The organism is Spirosoma sp. KNUC1025, from assembly GCF_045160025.1.
Taxonomy (GTDB): domain Bacteria; phylum Bacteroidota; class Bacteroidia; order Cytophagales; family Spirosomataceae; genus Spirosoma.
Genome location: NZ_CP087139.1, coordinates 1593284 through 1611408 on the forward strand (window position 1 = coordinate 1593284; position 18125 = coordinate 1611408).

At 50.1% G+C, this 18125-nt stretch carries 15 protein-coding genes and 1 pseudogene; 8 read left to right on the forward strand and 8 right to left on the reverse strand.

Features of this window, described 5'->3' with window-relative positions; genetic code table 11:
- The first annotated feature begins 2 nt into the window (after window positions 1-2).
- The gene (locus LN737_RS06995; protein ID WP_405517422.1) at window positions 3-1424 is read left to right on the forward strand and encodes a SusD/RagB family nutrient-binding outer membrane lipoprotein; all 1422 of its coding nucleotides are present in this window, start codon (window positions 3-5) and stop codon (window positions 1422-1424) included.
- A gap of 78 nt (window positions 1425-1502) precedes the next feature.
- Here LN737_RS06995 and LN737_RS07000 read toward each other — a convergent pair whose 3' ends face one another.
- Entirely contained in the window at window positions 1503-2429 is a 927-nt protein-coding gene (locus LN737_RS07000; protein WP_405517424.1) for a phosphatase, read from the reverse strand.
- Between the two features lie 56 nt (window positions 2430-2485).
- Between LN737_RS07000 and rpsU the strand changes: the two genes are divergently transcribed.
- Window positions 2486-2683 carry a 30S ribosomal protein S21 gene (gene rpsU, locus LN737_RS07005; protein WP_405517425.1) on the forward strand — a complete coding sequence of 66 codons (198 nt, stop codon included), beginning with the start codon at window positions 2486-2488 and terminating at the stop codon, window positions 2681-2683.
- 211 nt (window positions 2684-2894) lie between these two features.
- The gene (locus tag LN737_RS07010; RefSeq protein ID WP_405517427.1) at window positions 2895-3791 is read left to right on the forward strand and encodes a tyrosine-type recombinase/integrase; all 897 of its coding nucleotides are present in this window, start codon (window positions 2895-2897) and stop codon (window positions 3789-3791) included.
- A gap of 36 nt (window positions 3792-3827) precedes the next feature.
- Here the strand turns inward: LN737_RS07010 and LN737_RS07015 are convergent, their stop codons facing one another.
- Both LN737_RS07015 and LN737_RS07020 read right to left on the reverse strand, forming a co-directional pair.
- On the reverse strand, window positions 3828-4988 hold the full coding sequence (locus tag LN737_RS07015; RefSeq protein ID WP_405517429.1) for a cytochrome-c peroxidase: 1161 nt from the start codon (window positions 4986-4988) through the stop codon (window positions 3828-3830).
- A 111-nt stretch (window positions 4989-5099) separates the two neighbouring features.
- Window positions 5100-6907: pseudogene (locus tag LN737_RS07020) on the reverse strand (SGNH/GDSL hydrolase family protein).
- Window positions 6908-7057: 150 nt separating this feature from the next.
- Here LN737_RS07020 and LN737_RS07025 point away from each other — a divergent pair.
- Together LN737_RS07025 and LN737_RS07030 are read left to right on the forward strand one after the other, a co-directional pair.
- On the forward strand, window positions 7058-7576 hold the full coding sequence (locus LN737_RS07025) for a hypothetical protein (protein ID WP_405517431.1): 519 nt from the start codon (window positions 7058-7060) through the stop codon (window positions 7574-7576).
- Window positions 7504-7731, forward strand: a complete 228-nt coding sequence (locus LN737_RS07030) for an EboA domain-containing protein (RefSeq protein WP_405517433.1) — start codon at window positions 7504-7506, stop codon at window positions 7729-7731. The genes LN737_RS07025 and LN737_RS07030 overlap by 73 nt, the downstream gene beginning before the upstream one ends.
- 154 nt (window positions 7732-7885) lie before the next feature.
- Here LN737_RS07030 and LN737_RS07035 read toward each other — a convergent pair whose 3' ends face one another.
- Both LN737_RS07035 and LN737_RS07040 read right to left on the reverse strand, forming a co-directional pair.
- A complete protein-coding gene (locus tag LN737_RS07035; RefSeq protein ID WP_405517435.1) occupies window positions 7886-8563 on the reverse strand; it encodes a hypothetical protein in 678 nt (225 codons plus the stop codon).
- A 6-nt stretch (window positions 8564-8569) separates the two neighbouring features.
- Window positions 8570-9229 (reverse strand): DUF4136 domain-containing protein, encoded by a 660-nt coding sequence (locus LN737_RS07040; RefSeq protein WP_405517436.1) that lies wholly within the window; start codon window positions 9227-9229, stop codon window positions 8570-8572.
- 282 nt (window positions 9230-9511) lie between these two features.
- Here LN737_RS07040 and LN737_RS07045 point away from each other — a divergent pair, with 282 nt between their 5' ends.
- Entirely contained in the window at window positions 9512-10444 is a 933-nt protein-coding gene (locus LN737_RS07045) for a TatD family hydrolase (RefSeq protein ID WP_405517438.1), read from the forward strand.
- A 50-nt stretch (window positions 10445-10494) separates the two neighbouring features.
- On the opposite strand, the gene LN737_RS07050 is transcribed toward LN737_RS07045, so the two are convergent.
- Entirely contained in the window at window positions 10495-12180 is a 1686-nt protein-coding gene (locus LN737_RS07050; RefSeq protein WP_405517439.1) for a RagB/SusD family nutrient uptake outer membrane protein, read from the reverse strand.
- Window positions 12181-12190: 10 nt separating this feature from the next.
- The gene (locus LN737_RS07055) at window positions 12191-15238 is read right to left on the reverse strand and encodes a TonB-dependent receptor (RefSeq protein ID WP_405517441.1); all 3048 of its coding nucleotides are present in this window, start codon (window positions 15236-15238) and stop codon (window positions 12191-12193) included.
- 179 nt (window positions 15239-15417) lie between these two features.
- Here LN737_RS07055 and LN737_RS07060 point away from each other — a divergent pair, with 179 nt between their 5' ends.
- Both LN737_RS07060 and LN737_RS07065 read left to right on the forward strand, forming a co-directional pair.
- Window positions 15418-16224: a sugar phosphate isomerase/epimerase gene (locus LN737_RS07060; protein WP_405517443.1), complete on the forward strand. Its 807-nt coding sequence runs from the start codon at window positions 15418-15420 to the stop codon at window positions 16222-16224.
- Between the two features lie 82 nt (window positions 16225-16306).
- On the forward strand, window positions 16307-17881 hold the full coding sequence (locus LN737_RS07065; protein ID WP_405517445.1) for a hypothetical protein: 1575 nt from the start codon (window positions 16307-16309) through the stop codon (window positions 17879-17881).
- Here the strand turns inward: LN737_RS07065 and LN737_RS07070 are convergent.
- Window positions 17853-18080, reverse strand: coding sequence for a DUF2905 domain-containing protein (locus LN737_RS07070; RefSeq protein ID WP_405517447.1), 228 nt, complete (start codon window positions 18078-18080; stop codon window positions 17853-17855). The two genes, LN737_RS07065 and LN737_RS07070, sit on opposite strands and share 29 nt — an antisense overlap.
- Between the last annotated feature and the right edge of the window lie 45 nt (window positions 18081-18125).

The following is an 18125-nucleotide window of genomic DNA, read 5'->3' on the forward strand; positions in this document are numbered from 1 at the left end:
TTATGAAGATCTCTTATCAATATATACGCCCGATGCTGGTCGTGCTGCTGATGCTAGGCATGGGAAGCTGTAAGGATTACTTTGAACTGAACCAGAATCCGAATCTGATTTCCAATCCGCCGTTGGCATCGCTACTTTCGACCACAACGCAGAAAACCGGACTGGCTTCGCAACGATTCGGCAACATTACGTCCTATTTTGTGCAGTACCTGGCCAACCCGGGTGCGGGTGGCTCAACCGATACGTACCAGATAACGGACTATACGGGCACCTGGGATTACGCTTATTTTGCCATGGCCGATCTGTACGACATGAAACGGAAAGCGCAGGAACAGGGTGCATCAGAATACGTTGGCGTGGCCGATGTAATGCTTTCGTATCATCTTACGCTGGTGGCCGATATGTTTGGGAGCGCCCCGTTTTCCGATGCATTCACCGGAACCACGCTGACCCCGAAATACGATACGGCCGAAAACCTGTATACCACCGCCCTCACCCTGCTCAATGAAGGCATAACCGAACTGGCTAAAACGGATTCGAAAGTAAAGCTAAGCGCTGGTAATGATCTGATTCATAAGGGCAGCACAGCCGCCTGGATAAAAACGGCTTATGCGTTGAAAGCGCGAATGCTCAATAAAGTGTCGAAAACGAGCACCTATAGACCAACTGACGTACTCGATGCCGTTTCGAAATCCTATACCGCCAATACCGACGATGCGCAGATGTCGTCGTTTCTGTTGCGTAATCCCTGGGCGCAGGTGGCCATTAACAATACGCAACTGCTTCTTGATGGCTGGCTGTCTACCCAACTGGTCAATCAGTTAAACGGTACAACGTATGGTGTTTTTGACCCGCGCGTCGAAAAGATTACGGATAAAACCGTTAATAATGATTACAAAGGCACGGTCAACGGCCAGGGTAATGTGGGCGGCAACAACACCGTGAAAGACGAATCGTACATCTCGCTGAACTCCCCGCTGACGGGCAATACGTCGCCACTGCTGATTGTTACGTTTGCCGAAATGAAGTTTGTTGAGGCTGAAGCTGCTTTTAGAGCTGGCGACAAAACGCGTGCGTATACAGCGTATCTGGCGGGTATTCGGGCAAATATGGACAAATACGGGGTAGCGGCTGCCGCTCGGGATGCATACATAGCTAACCCGGCGGTTGGTGTTGGCGCTGATGCACTGACACTAGACCTGATTTTCAAGGAAAAGTACGTTGCTACGTACCTGAATCCGGAAGCCTGGAACGATGCCCGCCGGTATGACTACAAATACAAAGATTTCAAACTGCCGCTCAATGCAGCCCTAACCACCTTCATTCGTCGGGCAGCGTATCCGAACGGTGAGACCTCTAAAAACGGAATTAATGTCCCGCAGGAAGTGCCGTTGTCGGCGCCACTCTGGTGGGATAAGCCGTAATAGTTTACCCCTAAATCCCCTGAAGGGGACTTTGCTCATGTTCAGACAAAGTCCCCTTCAGAAGATTTGGGAGTAAAATTAGCTATCAATCGACGCCAGAACGCCTTCTTTCAGTGAGTACGTCGAAGTGCGTATCTGGCTGATTCCGTATGTTTTTAGTACGTAGTCAATCAGGCAAACGGCCACTACGATCATATCTACACGTAGTTCGATCATGCCTGGAATCTGCATACGCTCCGCATGGTCTTTTGTGATGAGCAATTCGTAGGCGCGGTAAAATTCAGCTATTGGTAAGGCGAACGTGACCTGGCTGGGGTCGGGCCAATGACTCTGCTCGTGCATGAACCACATATCGACCAGCGTATCAAACGAACCGGATGAACCGACGAGCACCGCTGGTAGATACTGATGAATCGCATTGGCCAGTGGAAGAAGCTGTTCCTGAAAATAGCCATGCAACCGACGAATGCTACCGGAACTGATGGGGTCAGTGGGCATAAACCGTTCAAGGAGCCGCTGGCCGCCAATTTCAAAACTCTGCTTCCAGAAAATCCGCGACTGATTTCCCAGAATGAATTCGACGCTTCCCCCGCCAATATCCATAATCAGGGCGGTTTCCATATCCAGCGCCCCGGCTGCCCGAATGCCCTGATAAATGTAGTCAGCTTCCTGATCGCCCGAAATTACCCGTATTGAAATGCCTGTTACGTCCCGAACCCGGTCGATAAATTCCTGCTGATTGCGCGCTACACGAATAGCGCTGGTTCCAAACGCCATGACCTGCTCCGGCGCAACGCCATGCTGATCGAGCACCTGCCGAAAATAAGTAAGTACGCCCAGCGCCCGGTTGATGCCGTCTTCAGTAATAAGACCCTGATTGATACCCGCCTGTCCGATTTTGGCGGGGCGGCTTTCGCGGAACAACGTTTGATACGTATTGTTCTTTTTTTCGGCAATAAAGAGGTGGAATGTATTGGTACCTAAATCAATAATAGCTTGCTTCATAGTCGCAAAACTATTACCTTTGCCGTCCGGTTTTAGCTAAAACATAAAATTTAACAATGTTAATCATTAACGTAAAAGACAACGAGTCGATCGACAAAGCCCTGAAACGCTTCAAGAAGAAATTCGAGAAGACGGGTGTGTTGCGGCAGTTGCGGTCGCGGACGGCTTTCCAAAAACCGTCGGTAAAGCGTCGCACTGAGATTATTAAGGCGGCCTACAAAGAGAAAATGTACGGCAACCACACCGAGCAATAGGAGCCGGTGGCACGGGTTAGGCTACTTTGCTGAATGCGCAGTCAGTAAGTATCTCCAACTCACATAGGGAAGCAGCAAGCATGGATGTTTGCTGCTTTTTTGTTTGCCCATTTTCTACACCGCCGGGCGGCCCCGCAGGATTTTTATGATTTAAATGAGTGACATGATTAGATTTGACAGAATAAAAAATCAAGGAAATCAATAAAATCAAATGAATCCCGGTTCTGACTTCCTCACCCACATTCGTTACGAAAAACGACTGAGCCATCATACCCTGACGGCCTATGCAAACGATCTGGAGCAGTTTAGCCTGTTTCTGTCAGCCGAATGCAATATCGGTCAGCCTGAGCTGGCAGATTTTCGGCACATTCGGTCGTGGATTGTCAGTCTGGTGGAGGGTGGTATGGACAAGTCGTCGGTGAACCGGAAGATTGCTACGTTACGTACATTTTACGAGTTTCTGCTGCGCCGGAAAGTACTTACGGTTGATCCGATGGTGAAGATTCAGGCGCTGAAGACCAGCAAGAAACTGCCGCAGTACGTCGAAGAAAAGCCCATGGAAATGCTCCTGAACGACATCGAATTTCCGGATACGTTCGAGGGCGTTCGCGACAAGCTTATCCTCGAATTGCTCTACGGAACGGGTATTCGCCTGAGTGAGTTGATCGGCCTGAAACTAACTGACGTTAACCTGTACGAGAAAACCATCATTGTGCTTGGCAAGCGCAACAAACACCGGATCATTCCGCTCACGCAGCCGCTGTTTGAGCTGATTCAGCAGTACGTTCGGTTGAAAGAGCAGGAGTTTTCGGGGCAGGAAGACAAGGTTTATCTGTTGGTAAGCGATAAGGGAATTGCAGTCTATCCGATGCTGATTCAGCGGGTTGTAAAGCGGAATCTTGCGCTCGTTACTACGCTCGAAAAGAAAAGCCCGCACGTACTGCGCCATTCGTTTGCCACGCACCTCCTCAACCGGGGCGCCGACCTCAACGCCATTAAAGATTTACTGGGCCATACCAGTCTGGCGGCTACGCAGATTTACACGCACACCAGCCTCGAACAACTCAAGCAGACGTACGATCAGGCTCACCCCAAGGCAAAGAAGTAGGGTAGGCAACTCTCGTTGGAACAGAATTGAAAATGGCTAGCGGATGTTGCCACCGGGATTAAGACCACTGGGAACACGAGCGGGGATGAATTTATTAAAACCCGGATCGGTTAAGGCATTCAGAAACGCAATAACCTGATCCTGTTCAGCGGGCAACAGCGCAATTCGCTGTATTTTATCGTCCAGTCGTTGCACCGGTACGTGTGGATTTTGGGAAATAGGCTCGCCGATATCGTCATAAAACTTCAGCACCTGCTTCAGCGTCTGAAAAACACCGTTGTGCATGTAGGGGGCGGTCAGTCCAACGTTTCGTAGCGAGGGAGTTCTGAAAGCGTATGTACCCCCCGCACCTGCGTCGGAACTGGTCAGTTGGGTATTGTCGGGCACCGACATCACGTGCAGTTGATAGTCAGAAAACATTGGCCCCGAATGACAAATGGGACACCCTTCGTCTTTAAAATGTAGCATCCCCTGAACTTGCTGGTCAGAAAGCGCCGTTTTGTCGCCTTTTTGATAGCGGTCGTAGGGCGAATTCATAGCCGTCAGGGTACGTTCAAAGGCGGCAATGGCCTTTCCGATGTTAGCCGCCGTAATGGCCTGGTTACCCCCAAAGACGGTCTGAAACAGTTGTCTGTACTCCGCAATCTTTGTCAGCCGATTAACTATACTATCTAACGTAACGGCCTCCGAGTACGCATGACCACGCATTTCCTCGAATGTTGTTAGTGGGCCGACTATCTGCTCCTCAAGGCTTTTGGTACGAGAATCCCAGAACATGGGGGCAGTCGACGACACATAATTCCCGTTGCCATCCATGCCGTTGAAGGCGGCATTGAGCAGGGTAAGCGAGTTTCGCTTTGTGAGCATTACGTCGTTCGGCTTCAGAAACCGGCGGTTCTGGCCATAACCAACGGCATTGGCGCCCAGCGAAAGGTCCAGTCCATCGGTATAGGCATTGTTGGGGTGATGACAGGTAGCGCAGGCCACATCTTTATCGCCCGACAGAATCGGGTCCCAGAACAGAGCCTGACCAAGCGCGGCCGTATCATTGGTAACCGGGTTACTAACCTCAACAGGCTCGGTCGGCGAACTTACCAGGGGCGATACAGTCGTATAGCCGTCATCTTTTGTACAGGCTTCGATAACGACGACGGAAAAAATTAATATCGTGGGCAGGATAAATAGATTTCTGCGCATAACACGACTATTTTAAGTACAACTAATAAATGAGTTACGGTAGTGCAATTGGATACGCTATGGCCTCCTTAGGCTGTATAAAAATACTAAACCTTTGCCAATGCTTCAGAATTATTTCTTTCTGCCTTTGGGCTTCAATTCGGCTGGTTTTAAATACGGTTGAAGTTTGGCGACCAGTTGTCGGTACCCTTCGGCATTTGGGTGAAGGCCATCACCAAACAACGACTCATCAATTTTTCCGTCTGGCTTCAGAAATACAGTACCGGGCTGGATAAACGTAACGTTCAATTCGCCGGCAATCTGCGCAATCCGATGATTCAACGTAGCAATGCGGGCCTCGCCATCGCGTCGGGGCAATATGCCAATCAGAACAATATCGGCGGTAGGCTGGCGGGTTTTCATGGCACGTACCAGAAACGCAAGGCCATTGGCAATTTCGACATCTGAGTTTAGTTGAAGATTGTTGGTACCAATCATCAGCATAATCTGAGCCGCCTGATAGCCATCGAGTTCGCCATGATATACCCGCCAAAGTACGTTTTCGATACGGTCCCAACCATAGCCCAGATTCAGCACGTCCAATGGCTCCATAATGGCGTTCCAGCTATCGCTGCCGCGCACCGTAGCGCCTGTTGCTGCACCACCCCAGAAATGCGTGATTGAATTACCCATAAACAAAATCCGGGTGGCTTACTACGGATACGCGCCATAATTTCGCGGTGGCGGGTTTCCCAATCGTACACTCTGGCATCGCGGTACTGGGTTTTGGGTTTCATGGTCGACACTTCGCCAACAGGTTCGTTCAGGATCGTACGGATGCTACGTTCGTACGCATCGGCATATTGCTGCATACCTAGGTCCGTCGGGTGCGTACCGTCGACCATCGCATCAGCATCCAGATTAATGGCTGATTTTTGGAGGATGTACAATTGCTGAACACCGTCGCTTTTCAATTGCGCAAATGCCTGTCCCATCAATAGGTTTACATCACTATACAACTGCCGCCGGGTTGGATTAATCCCGCCATCGGTGTAGCCGGCATGCTCAACCAGCAAAATCGGGACACCCGGTCGTTTCTGCCGAAGGGTTTTTACGGATTCTATGATGCGGGCTTTTATGGTATCTGATTTGATACCCACTGTAGCAATCAGATTGGGCAGGCAATCCAGCACATACAGTTTGGCATCGAGTTCCGGTAGCAAATTCACAATTTCCTTTTCCAGTCGCCCGTTTCCCGAGAACCCCAGATTGATGAGCGGGCGGTCTAGCTTTCGCCCCAGAATCGCGGTCCAGGCCATGCCGGGTCGCGACGCGCAGGCACCCTGCGCAATCGACGTTCCGTAAATGATAATTGGTTTATCGTCCCGAACGGGTAGTGGGGTTAACGTAACGCCGGTTGGAACGCCGATTTCGAGCCACTTAACACCGTTGTAGAGCGGAAGGTAAAGTCGGTATTCGCGTCCCTTCTGGTGATACGTATCGTTGGCTTCAAGGTTTGTAAACTGGTATTGAATCGTATCGCCGAAGGCATATTTGCCATTGCACCAAAGCCAGTCGCCGTCGCTGTTTCCGGCGTATAAATCAATTCCGCTAACGCCCGTAGCAGGCATATGCGGTAGCGCCTGTTTTCCGGTTACGGTATAACGGATGGTAATTCGGTCGGTGCTGGCCCGGAACCGAATAAGCAATCCGGCGGCCTGATGCGACAGATTCCAGACCGGTTCCCGAACCTGCTTTTCTACTTTAACCGGTAGTCGGTCATACGAATTTTGTAGATCTTTACCCGACCAGCCCTGCCCTTCAATCACCGGAAAGCTTGCCTGAGCAGGGTTCCACCAGACAAAATCCGTAGCCTGCTGCGCAAAACCAACTGAGGTAAAAACGATGAATGAAAGGCAGATGAGTAGTGTTTTTTTCATAATAAGGCGCAACCTGAGTGCTAGTGGCTTCTGTAGTCCGATACGTCGCGTGTATCCATCATCCAGCCAACTCTACAAAGGTGAGTAAAGCGACGGACTAATGTGTTTTTGATAGAAAAGAGTAAGGATTCCTTCCGGTAATTTTGTACGATGAATATTTCCCAGATGAGTCAAACGCTGTTTTATCTGATCGAACAGCAGGCCGATTCCGAAAAGGCCGTTAATTACCTCCGTCAGCAGGCGGATGCATTTCAGAAAGATCCCCAGACCGCTACGTTCTATCGGGTGTTTACGGCCATGCCCCGCTTTGTTGGCAAACAGCCCATCGATGTTCCGTCGGATATGGCATTTGCGCTGGAACGCATACGGCCGGGCTTTACTGTTTCGGGCTGGACAATGGACCGGTTGGCGAGGGTCTGGTGGCTGCTTCAGCTTCCAGCCGACGAGCAGGCTACGTATACGAAAACGATTTCCGAGTTGTTCAAGGCGGGTGAGCTGAATGAGCTGGTTGCCCTGTACTCGGCTTTACCGGTGCTGGCCTACCCCAGTCCTGGCGTTTTCAGGCAACGGAAGGGATACGAAACAACATTGCCGATGTGCAGTCGGCTATCATGCTTCATAACCCCTACCCAGCCGATTATCTGGACGAACCGGCCTGGAATCAGCTGATTATGAAAGCGTTTTTTACGGATAAAGACGTGTTGCAGATAACGGGGCTGGAGGAACGTAAAAACGCCCGGCTCGGCCAAACGCTGGCCGATTATGCTGCCGAACGCCGTGCTGCCGGACGTAGTTTGCCGCCGAATATTGAAAAGCTGATGTAACAGGCCAGTAAGAAACTGGCTGAAATCTATAAAGACCTTTACCCCCCGCCCCCTGAAGGGGTAGCAATCCAGTCCCGGCGGACTCCCCCTTCAGGGGCCGGGGGGTGAGGAGATTCAGGTGATTTTAAAACCTCGTCTGCGGTCTGACTGTCAACTAATAAAAGCGGTACGAGATCCCGGCTGAGATCATCAGCGAGGGAGCGCTGTCTTTCAACTGATCGTAATTGAAAAATACGTTCTGGTACTGGGCCTGAATTTCAGCTCCCAGTCCCTGTTCGCGTTTGCCGTAATATTTCACCCCTATTGCCGGAGCAATAGCCCCTTTGAACCCGGTTTTCTGATCGGCCAGGGTTCCGAAATAATTCGTGTAATCGACAAACGCACCACCGCCCGCAAACTGGATGTAGGGACGTAGTGCCGCTGCATTACCGGCAAAGTAGTACGAGAGCGAAGCCATTGCCGGAATAATCGAGAGCGTCCGGGTTTGTACGGCCGAAATATCCTGCTGTGTATTGCCTTCTACGTAGCTATAAACCTGCCGGTCAAGCCGCTGCTTGTTGTACTGATACCCCGTTTTCAAGCCTAATGAAAACCGTTTTGGAAAAAGCCATTCGCCTTCCAGCGCAAAATTGGTTGGCGAAACTTTGTCGATATAACCCTGCGTGCCGCCCATCGGAAAAGCGACCCCGTACCGGGCAGAAATATTGAACGTAACATATTCGTCGTAGGGTGATTGGAACAGGTTGTTATCTCCCGACTGATCGTTTCGATATTGGGCCAAGGCTGCTGTAGTGAAACTAAGCAGGGCCATTAATGCCATTATGCGTTTCATAGCGTCTTAGCGAGTTGCCTGTAAATAAGGTGATTGGTTGAAAATGGCCGTTACAGCCTTGGTTGCCGTTTGCTGGTCGGTGATGTCTGAACCGCGAATTGTAGCATCGTAAACAACATTCAACTGCTGCTGACCGGTGCTGGAAGGCGTACTGTTTTTCAGATCAACAATTTGGATTTCCCAATACTGGTCCGTCACCTGATAGGTATAATAGCTTGGGTAATAGGGTGAATAACCGCCCAGTCCGCCAAAGCCACCGTAGCCCCAGTAATTCGAATAATATGAATACGGATTGCTGGCAATACCTGTATACTGATTATTGACCCGAATAATGGCAACCCCTAGATCAGCCGTGTCTCCTTTAGCAACGCGCTGAAATCCTTTTGCCGTCAGTCCGGCTGCTACGTCGGATACCAGCTGGTCTGAAAGATTGGTCCTGACAGCGGCATAGCTGTCATTCGATTGAACGATAACCGAATCGGGGAGGCTAAACGTCCTGTATTGACTAAAGTTAACCGAACGGTCGTAATTGGTAATATAAACCTGACTATCAGCGGGGCTTAAATCATTAATTGCATTCTCGCGGCAGGCCGTTAACGCCCCGCCCAGCGTTAGCAGTAGGATCGCCCAAATCGGCCCTTTTCCTACCCTGAGAGGATGAAGCATATTCATACGTGTGTTTATTTGTCTACTATCTATAAAACGAATAGACTACTGCGAAGTTTGATAATGCTCAATTAAAATCTGGGTAAAAATCATGTGGGAGGGCGTGTGATTTTTCGAGAACTTTACCCGACTGTTTCTACTGCCCGGCTGGTAGGAAGCCAATAGGCTGCTGCTGACGCCCTGGACTCTACCGGTACGTTGTCGGGATGATCCTGCTGAATCGGTTATCCTGACAGAGTCCGTAGAAATAATATTTATCCGAATTATTAAATACCAAGAGTTATGGATTTTATGGATTCAATTCGTGGCATGTCGTTTTTCGATATGCACGTTCACATGACGTCCCGCACGACGGATGATTACCAGGCAATGGCCGATGCGGGGGTTGTCGCCCTGATTGAACCGGCCTTCTGGCTTGGACAGCCGCGTACGGGCGTCGATTCGTTCCGCGACTACTTTGCCAGTCTGGTGGGGTGGGAGCGGTTTCGGGCATCGCAGTTCGGAATCCGGCATTATTGCACCATTGGGCTGAATTCCAAAGAAGCGAACCAGGAAGAACTGGCCGAGCAGGTAATGGAAATTCTTCCGCTGTTCATTTACAAAGAAGGTGTGGTTGGCGTTGGTGAAATTGGCTTCGATGACCAGACGGCCGCCGAAGATAAATATTACCGGGCACAGCTCGAATTAGCCAAAGAAGCCAACCTGCCGGTACAGATTCATACGCCCCACCGCGACAAAAAACAGGGTACCAGCCGAAGTATGGACATTGCCATTGAGCATGGAATTGATCCGGGCATGGTGATTGTCGACCATAATAATGAGGAAACGGTGCGCGAAGTACTCGATCGGGGTTTCTGGGCAGGCTTTACGATTTATCCGTTTACCAAAATGGGTAACGAACGGATGGTGGAGATTGTGAAGCAGTACGGTCCCGAACGGATCATGGTTAACTCCGCTGCCGACTGGGGTATCAGCGATCCGCTGGCCGTACCCAAAACGGCGGCTTTGATGAAGCAGCGCGGCATTTCGGACGAAGCCATCCGGCTCGTTACGTTTACCAATGCCGTAACGGCTTTTGCACAAAGTGGCCAGCTTAGCCTTGAGGAACTGACGCAACCGATGGACATTGATCAGAGCCAGCGTTATAATGGCAGTTCCGTGTTACGTGGCGGACAGGCGCCGAGAGTCGATAAAGAATCGACGATTATTCGGTAGGTTGTTACCCCCAGCCCCCTGAAATGGGCTGGGGGATAATTAGTTATGTGTTAATAACTATCATTCTGCTTCAGATAGCCTGGAAGGTTAGAGGCTCCGTCGATGGCTGTTTGCGGAATTGGGAAAAGCCGTTTCGACTTATCGGTATTGGTCTTTTCGGTCCAAGTTCCTTCGTATTTGCCAAAGCGAATCATATCCGAACGGCGAAGCATTTCCCAATAAAACTCAAATCCGCGTTCCTGGAAAAGCAGATCAAGGTTCATGGCTGTTAAAGCGGGCGGGGGCGTTGTACTGGTTCGGGCAGCTCTGACTGTATTCACATCGGCCAGCGCGCTCGCAGCGTCATTACTTTTGCGAAGTTTGGCTTCGGCCCGCATCATGTATACATCAGCCAGACGCAGAATAATGATATCCGCTTCGCCAAAATTCCGCCCGCTGACTGATTTCTTGCTGAACTCATATTTCTCAACCCGATAGCCGGTGTTGTAATTGCTGCCCGCAACTGTGAAGTCGATTTGCTCGGTAAAGTCAACCGCCAGCGTGGGCTTGTTACGTGTGTCGTGATACAATTTGGCAACCTTAAATTTACCATCCGGGCATTTTAGAAAAACGCCATTCCGACGAATAAGCCCGTACTGTTGTCCCCTTAAAATTCCCCGGTTGATATTGAAATCGCCCTCAGCTACGCACGAATCCGCCGGGTTTGAATAAATCGACAGGTTTTGTTTGTAGAAACGGGGATCAACCGAAGGATCTTTCGGGGCATATGCGTTCACCCAGGTCCGGTAATAATCAGGCGTAATACCCGGCCCATCAGTGCCATTGGCATTGGGATAGGCTGGAATTGGAAACTGATCGCCCGATAAAGAGAAATAAGCCATCCGGTTATGTCCGTTCAAATCGGCGCGCTGATCGACCGCGAAAATCAATTCTTTATTGTCGTGATTATCTGAATTGAAAATGGAGAAGTAATCTCTCGATAACTGATACTGACCTGATGAAATGATCTTATCACAGTATTCGACGGCCTTGTCCATGTCTTCTGGCTTAAACGTAAGCTGCGTTGCGTAAGGCTCCCGGTAAACGCCTGCATTCAGATACAGCCGGGCCAGTAACCCCCAGACTGCGCCCTTGGTGAGTCGGCCGGGGCCAACGCTTGTTTCCAGATTAGGTTCTACGGCCAGCAGCTCAGTTTTGATGTACTCAACGGCCGCTTCGCCCCGCAAAATGGTTGACGTAGCGCCCAGATCATCTTTCACAAAGACCAGACCGAACAAATCAAGGGTAAGCATGGCGTAATAGGCCCGCATCCCCCGCGCTTCGGCCAGATACGTCTTCGTAACCGGATCATTCAGGGTAGGTAACGTATTAATAGCCGTAATGGCCCGCGATACTCCCTGCAGGATGAAGTTCCAGGTATTTCGCAGGTTCGGGTCGGTACTGGTGTAGGTATGCTGGTGCATGGCCAGATAAATGCCGTTGTCGCCCCAGTCTGTGCCACCCCGATACGGCAAAATAGCTTCATCCGTAGAGATTTCCTGAAGTGCGAAGTAATTGGTATGGAGGAATATGTCTGGCAGTCGGGCGTAGACGGGGGCAATAATGCCATCAGCGGCCTGGCGATCCGAAAGCCCCGAAACGGAGGCTTCGTCCAGTACGTTTTCGGCCAGGTTGGTACAACCATTTATGACGATCATGCTCACTAGCGTCAGCATGGAAACGAGTTTCTTTTTCATGGTTCTGCAATTAAAAAGTAAGGTTTAGGCCAAAAACGAACGTTCTGGCTTTCGGATAGCTGAGGTAGTCGATGCCGTATGACGAAATTCCGTTGATGGTCCGGTCGGTGTTTACCTCAGGATCATACCCATCGTATTGAGTGATCACCCACAGATTCTGCCCCGTAGCCGACAATCGGATACCTGTGATCCACTTGTTGATACCGATGGTTTTGGGGTTAAGATTATACCCGAGCGATACGTTATTCAGGCGGAAGAAGGCTCCATTTTTCAGATATCGAGTCGAAACGGGTGCCGAGTTGTTGATGGATTCATTGGGATACTGAATTGCTTCCGCCGTTGTGTTCAGCCCTTTAGATAGCCGTAGTTTGTAAAAATTGGCATTGGCCGTGTTGTCGTACAACTTGTTGCCGGAGACACCGTTGAAGTTGATCGCCAGATCGAATCCCTTATACGCTACGTTGCCATTGATGTTGAACTGTTTCGTTGGCAGAGCGCTTCCGGCAGCTATCCGATCTTTATCCGTGACAATGCCGTCGCCATCAGCGTCCTGAAACTTGCTAATGCCTTTATCATCGAGTCCGATAAAGTTTTTGAGGAAGAACGTACCGATTGGCTGCCCATTGATGTATCCGTTGATCGTGGCCGATGTCAGACCGGAACCGGAAGCCGAACCAGACGGAATGACGGTGTAAGGCGAGTTCCTGACTTCGTTGTTAATGAACGTAACGTTCCCGCCAATATCGAACCGAAAACCACTCAGACTCGCGTACCGATAACTTAGATCCACTTCAAGCCCCTGGTTCGTGATGGTCATGTCGGGTACGTTGGTCCAGAACGTACCGGCTGGCTGAACGGGGTCGGCCGGAATAACTTCCAGCAAGATGTTGTTTGAGACCTTCCGGAAATAATCAATTGAACCAGACAAGGCTCCTTTGAACAGACCAAAATCCAGGCCGAGATCCGTTTGAGATGATACTTCCCACTGAATGTCGGGGTTTGCCAGACGGGAGTAAGACGTACCGGCCGGATAAGGGCCCGTAGGCGACAACGGATAGCTCGTTGCTGCTGATACCTGAGAGGTAAACAACGCCTGCGTAATTTTTGACGGAATTTCCTGATTGCCCGTCTGCCCCCAGCCTGCACGAAGTTTTAAGTCGCTGAACGGCCCCGACTTCAGGAAGCCTTCTTCAGAAAGACGCCACCCTACCGAGAACGATGGGAAAACACCGTATTTGTTATTGGACCCGAACTTCGACGAGCCATCGGCCCGCACAGTAGCCGTCATCAGGTATTTATCCCGATACTGGTAATTGACGCGTGAGAAAAACGATTGCAGTTCATTTTCCAGCGCATAGCCGCTGGGCTTGTTGTTAGCCAGCGTCAGATCCTGCCCTAAACCCGGGTTATAGATGGGTTCGATGGGCGAAATCGGAAATTTGTTGATGCTGGACCGCCGTTCCTGAACAAAAAACTTCTGGTACGAGTGGCCAAGCAAAGCTGTCAGGTTATGATTCTGTCGGGCCAGGGTGTAGGTAAAATAGTTCTCCACCAGGATGTTCCGGTTGACGCCGTAGATGGTTTCAAGGCGTCCATCCTGCTGCGGAACTGCACTTGGCAGTGACTGTAGATCACGCACGGAACCAGAGTTATCCACACCCAGATTCAGTTTATACACCAGATCTTTGGTAATCTTAAATGAAGGCGAAATATTACCGACAACCCGATTGATGGTGGTAATGTCTTTTTCAAGATTCAACGTAATCAATGGATTGGTGCCGCTCTGGTATTTGAACGGCTCTCCTTTTTCGTCGTAGGCAGCCAACGTTGGATTGGCCGAAATTGCGCTTCCTAATATGGTTTCGATAGGTGGCCGCTGGTTGAACGTATAGGAGGCTGTCAGATTGACGTCAATCGTGAGCCGGTCGTCAAGCAGTTTCTGCGACAGATTGATACGCCCCGTGTAACGGTTCATTCGGCTATTTTTGAGAATACCTTCCTGATTCTGAACGCCCAAAGAGCCATAGTACGTCAGCTTGTCGGCACCTCCACCGAAAGACAGGTTATGATTCCAGGTATAAGCTGTCCGGGTTATTTCTTTTTGCCAATCGGTCGATGCCTTAAAATCTTCTAGGACACCGCCTACTGCCGGTACCTGCCGCCGGTATTCATCTGCCGAAAACACCGCCAGGGGGCGGGCTATGTTGGATATACCCAAACTGGAAGAAATGTTGACTGTTGAGAATCCGGCTTTTCCTTTTTTAGTCGTAATCAGCACGACCCCGTTGGCGCCCCGCGACCCATAAATAGCCGTAGCCGATGCGTCTTTCAATACGTCGATGGATTCGATATCCTGTGGGTTCAGAAAATTCAGCGGGTTGGTTGCGCCACCCGTACTGGAATTGTCGAGGGCGATGCCATCAAGTACAAACAGCGGAGTACTCCCTGTGCGCACGCCCCCCGGCCCGCGAATGGTAATGTTTTGGGTTCCACCGGGTTCGCCACTGGCCGACGTAACATTGACGCCTGCCACCTTACCCTGCAACAGTTGTTCGGGCGAGTTGATAATGCCTTTGTTAAAATCCGTGCTTTTAATCGACTTCACGGAGCCAGTCATGTCTTTCTTCGAAGCACTTCCGTATCCTATGACCACCACCTGAGCCAGTTCGGAGGCTGATGACTTAAGCGCTACGTTGATTGTTGTCTGGTTGCCCACCGGCACTTCCTGCGAGACAAAGCCAATAAATCCGAATACCAGTACTGCCTTGCCATCGGGTACGGCAATCCGGTAATCACCGTTAGCATCAGTAGTTGTACCTTTCTGAGTGCCTTTCAACAGAACGCTACAGCCAGCCAGGGCTTCATTCGTGGTGGCATCGGTGACGCGTCCGCTTATGGTTACTTCAGCCGCTGGTTTGTCCGTTTCCGAATAGGCTTTTTTTGTGGTTGCTGATAAAGGTTTTTTTCCCTGGGCAGCCAACCCCGTAACGGCTATTAAGGTGCAGAGAAGTACATGCCATTTTCGTGGAAATGGCGGAGAAAAGTAAAGAGGCCTCATAATTGTAGTTTGTTAAGGGTGGTAAAATTCACTTCATTTTTATTGAAATTTTATCAAGGTAATGAAGATTAAAAATAAATTAACATACTGCTTTAGGTAGTTCTGCCAGCCACAGCTCCTATTTTTCCAGAATCATTTTTCTGCCAACTTTGAGTGCATAAACTAAACCGTAAGACCTCTTGAAAACACTCTTCTTCTGCCCGATGTGGGGTATGGAAAGCCTGTCGTATACCGAAGCCGCCAAACGCGTAAAAGCCGCCGGTTATGATGGAATGGAAATTGCTGCTGGCCCCGACAAACGGAATGAAGCCGTTCAGGTCATGCACGATCATGGCCTTGAGCTGATTCTGATGGCCTTTGGTGAAGGCAGCAATTTTGTGGAGCACCGAAAAAAATACCAGGATGATCTGCTCAACATTGCTTCGTATAAACCTGTGTTTATCAATGCGCATACGGGCCATGACTATTTTACGTTCGAGCAAAATGCTGAACTGATTCAGATTGCCCTGAATGTGCAGAAACAAACGGGGGTTCGGATTTTGCACGAAACCCACCGCGGCCGCTTTTCCTACAGCGCGCCCGCCATACAGTACTATCTGCTTAAACAGCCTGAGCTGCGGCTAACGGCCGACTATTCGCACTGGGTCAACGTAGCGGAATCGTATCTGAGTGATCAGGCTGAGAATGTCAACCGGGCCATTGCCGTCAGTGATCATATTCATTGTCGGGTAGGGCATCCCGAAGGACCACAGGTGAATGACCCCCGCGCGCCTGAGTGGAAAGATGCGCTCGAAACTCACGCCAAATGGTGGGACGCTATTCGGGCGCGGCAGCAAAGGGCCAATGCCGCTACGTTGACGATCACCTGCGAGTTCGGCCCGGCCGGTTATCTGCCGACATTGCCCTTCACGCAGCAGCCCGTTGCCAGTCAGTGGGACATCAATGTATTCATGAAAGATTATTTAAAAAAACGTTGGCAGGTCTAGCGAGTTATGGAGTAGTATAGTGGATTAATAGTATTTGTGCTCTATAGTTTATAAATTGGTTCTATATCCAACAAATACGTCTATGCTTCGCGTTCTGGCTCTACTCTGCCTGCTAACTGCGGGCGCTACGCTACGTCCGGCCTGGGCACAGCTGGCTCATTCGATGCGGCTGGAGATTCCATCTGACCGGAATGAGGCCGAAACATTTGACGTAACGCCCCTGGCCGAACGGGGTGTACTGGTAACCATACGACGGGGAAGTTCATACGATTATACGCCACCAACCTTCGATTTTCAGCGGTACAACATTGATCTCAAATTGCTCTGGAAAGCTGAATTTAAACAGGATACCCGATTTCGCTCGATCATGACTTATGATACGGACCTGTACACGTATCACCTCTTTCGCGATTACGATACCGGCGTGTTTCAATTTCTTCGCCTGCATCTCGACGATGGGGTGATTGAAACGTTCGAAGGCAATCTGATTGACCAATTTGATGTCCAGCAGTTCAAAGTGATGGGTAGTCAGGCGTACGTAGGCGGATACCGGCATGGTCGTCCGGTTGTCATGGCGTTCTCTTTCTTCGATCATTCGACTAAAGTTCTCCCGGGCATGTACGTCAACCGTATGGAAATCAGCGGCCTGGAAGTTGACGAAGCGCATCGGGAAGTAAACGTACTGGTGCATACCCTCAAGCGGCACTGCAAGTTTTCGCTTCGAACCTACAACTACGATTGCAAACTGCTGCGTACGCTGGATTTTGACGGTGTACCCAATAGCCTGATTTCGGGGAAGTTGCTGCCTGTCAACGAGTCAGAGTCCTTACTGGTTGGTAATTATTCAACAGACTGCACGCCCTACTCGCAGGGAATCTACGTAACACGCATCAAGCACGGTGGTTCAGGCAGTGCCGCTGCCGATTCGGCGTCGACGGCCATTCAGTTTATTGAATTTTCGCAACTCCAGAACTTCTTCAATTACCTGAAGCCAAATCGGCAGCAAAAGCTGTTGGCGCGGGCTATGAAAAAGAAGGAAGAAGGAAAAGATTACAAGTTTCACTACCGGTTGCTGGTCCATGATTTGCAGCCTACGCCAGAGGGACTGACACTTGTAGCCGAGGTGTATTATCCGCAATACAGAGGCAGCAACATTGTCTATGGCGGCTATATGCGCAGCAGTGACCGTTACGAAGGGTATCGGTATACGCACGCATTCATCTGCGGCTTCAATAAACAGGGGCAACTACTGTGGGACAACTGCTTCCCGATAAAAGAGTTGCTCAGTAAAGACCTGACGGAAATGGTGCAGGTTTCGCAACAGGGCGACCGGATGGTACTGGCCTACCCAAACGACGGAGAAATTACGACCGAAGTTATTCAGGGAAGCAAAATCCTGAAGGAGACGGAAAAGATCAAGTTGAAAACCAACACCGAAAACGAGAAAGTAACCTTTTCATCGCAGGACAACCTGATGGCCTGGTATGGCCAGCATTTTCTGGCGTTTGGTTTCCAGAAAATAGCGCCTTCGAAAAACTACACGAATCAGCGCGAAGTGTTCTATCTGAACAAATTGACGTATAGCGAAGACGCTCAGAATCAGCCCGATAAATCGACCAGTGCGAAGGTCAGAAAAAACGGCGGACCAAAACAATAATCAGATTCAGGATAACGCTGACCACAATGCAGGTGACGATGGGGAAATAAAACCCGCCCCCGTTTTTACCCTCAATACGTATATCGCCCGGCAACCGACCCAGCCAGCTCAGTTTATCGCCGAAGAAGTAGATGATCAGACCAACCAGCACAATGGTAGCCCCGATCAGAATTATGTATTTGCCAAATGATGGATTCATCAGTCAGATTTCCTTTTGCTGTTCACAGCGAATCACTCACTACGT

Coding starts and splice junctions, on each gene's coding strand:
- LN737_RS06995 (WP_405517422.1), top strand. CDS start 3: ATGAAGATCTCTTATCAATATATACGCCCGATGCTGGTCGTGCTGCTG.
- LN737_RS07000 (WP_405517424.1), bottom strand. CDS start 2,429: ATGAAGCAAGCTATTATTGATTTAGGTACCAATACATTCCACCTCTTT.
- rpsU (WP_405517425.1), top strand. CDS start 2,486: ATGTTAATCATTAACGTAAAAGACAACGAGTCGATCGACAAAGCCCTG.
- LN737_RS07010 (WP_405517427.1), top strand. CDS start 2,895: ATGAATCCCGGTTCTGACTTCCTCACCCACATTCGTTACGAAAAACGA.
- LN737_RS07015 (WP_405517429.1), bottom strand. CDS start 4,988: ATGCGCAGAAATCTATTTATCCTGCCCACGATATTAATTTTTTCCGTC.
- LN737_RS07025 (WP_405517431.1), top strand. CDS start 7,058: ATGAATATTTCCCAGATGAGTCAAACGCTGTTTTATCTGATCGAACAG.
- LN737_RS07035 (WP_405517435.1), bottom strand. CDS start 8,563: ATGAAACGCATAATGGCATTAATGGCCCTGCTTAGTTTCACTACAGCA.
- LN737_RS07040 (WP_405517436.1), bottom strand. CDS start 9,229: ATGCTTCATCCTCTCAGGGTAGGAAAAGGGCCGATTTGGGCGATCCTA.
- LN737_RS07045 (WP_405517438.1), top strand. CDS start 9,512: ATGGATTTTATGGATTCAATTCGTGGCATGTCGTTTTTCGATATGCAC.
- LN737_RS07050 (WP_405517439.1), bottom strand. CDS start 12,180: ATGAAAAAGAAACTCGTTTCCATGCTGACGCTAGTGAGCATGATCGTC.
- LN737_RS07055 (WP_405517441.1), bottom strand. CDS start 15,238: ATGAGGCCTCTTTACTTTTCTCCGCCATTTCCACGAAAATGGCATGTA.
- LN737_RS07065 (WP_405517445.1), top strand. CDS start 16,307: ATGCTTCGCGTTCTGGCTCTACTCTGCCTGCTAACTGCGGGCGCTACG.
- LN737_RS07070 (WP_405517447.1), bottom strand. CDS start 18,080: ATGAATCCATCATTTGGCAAATACATAATTCTGATCGGGGCTACCATT.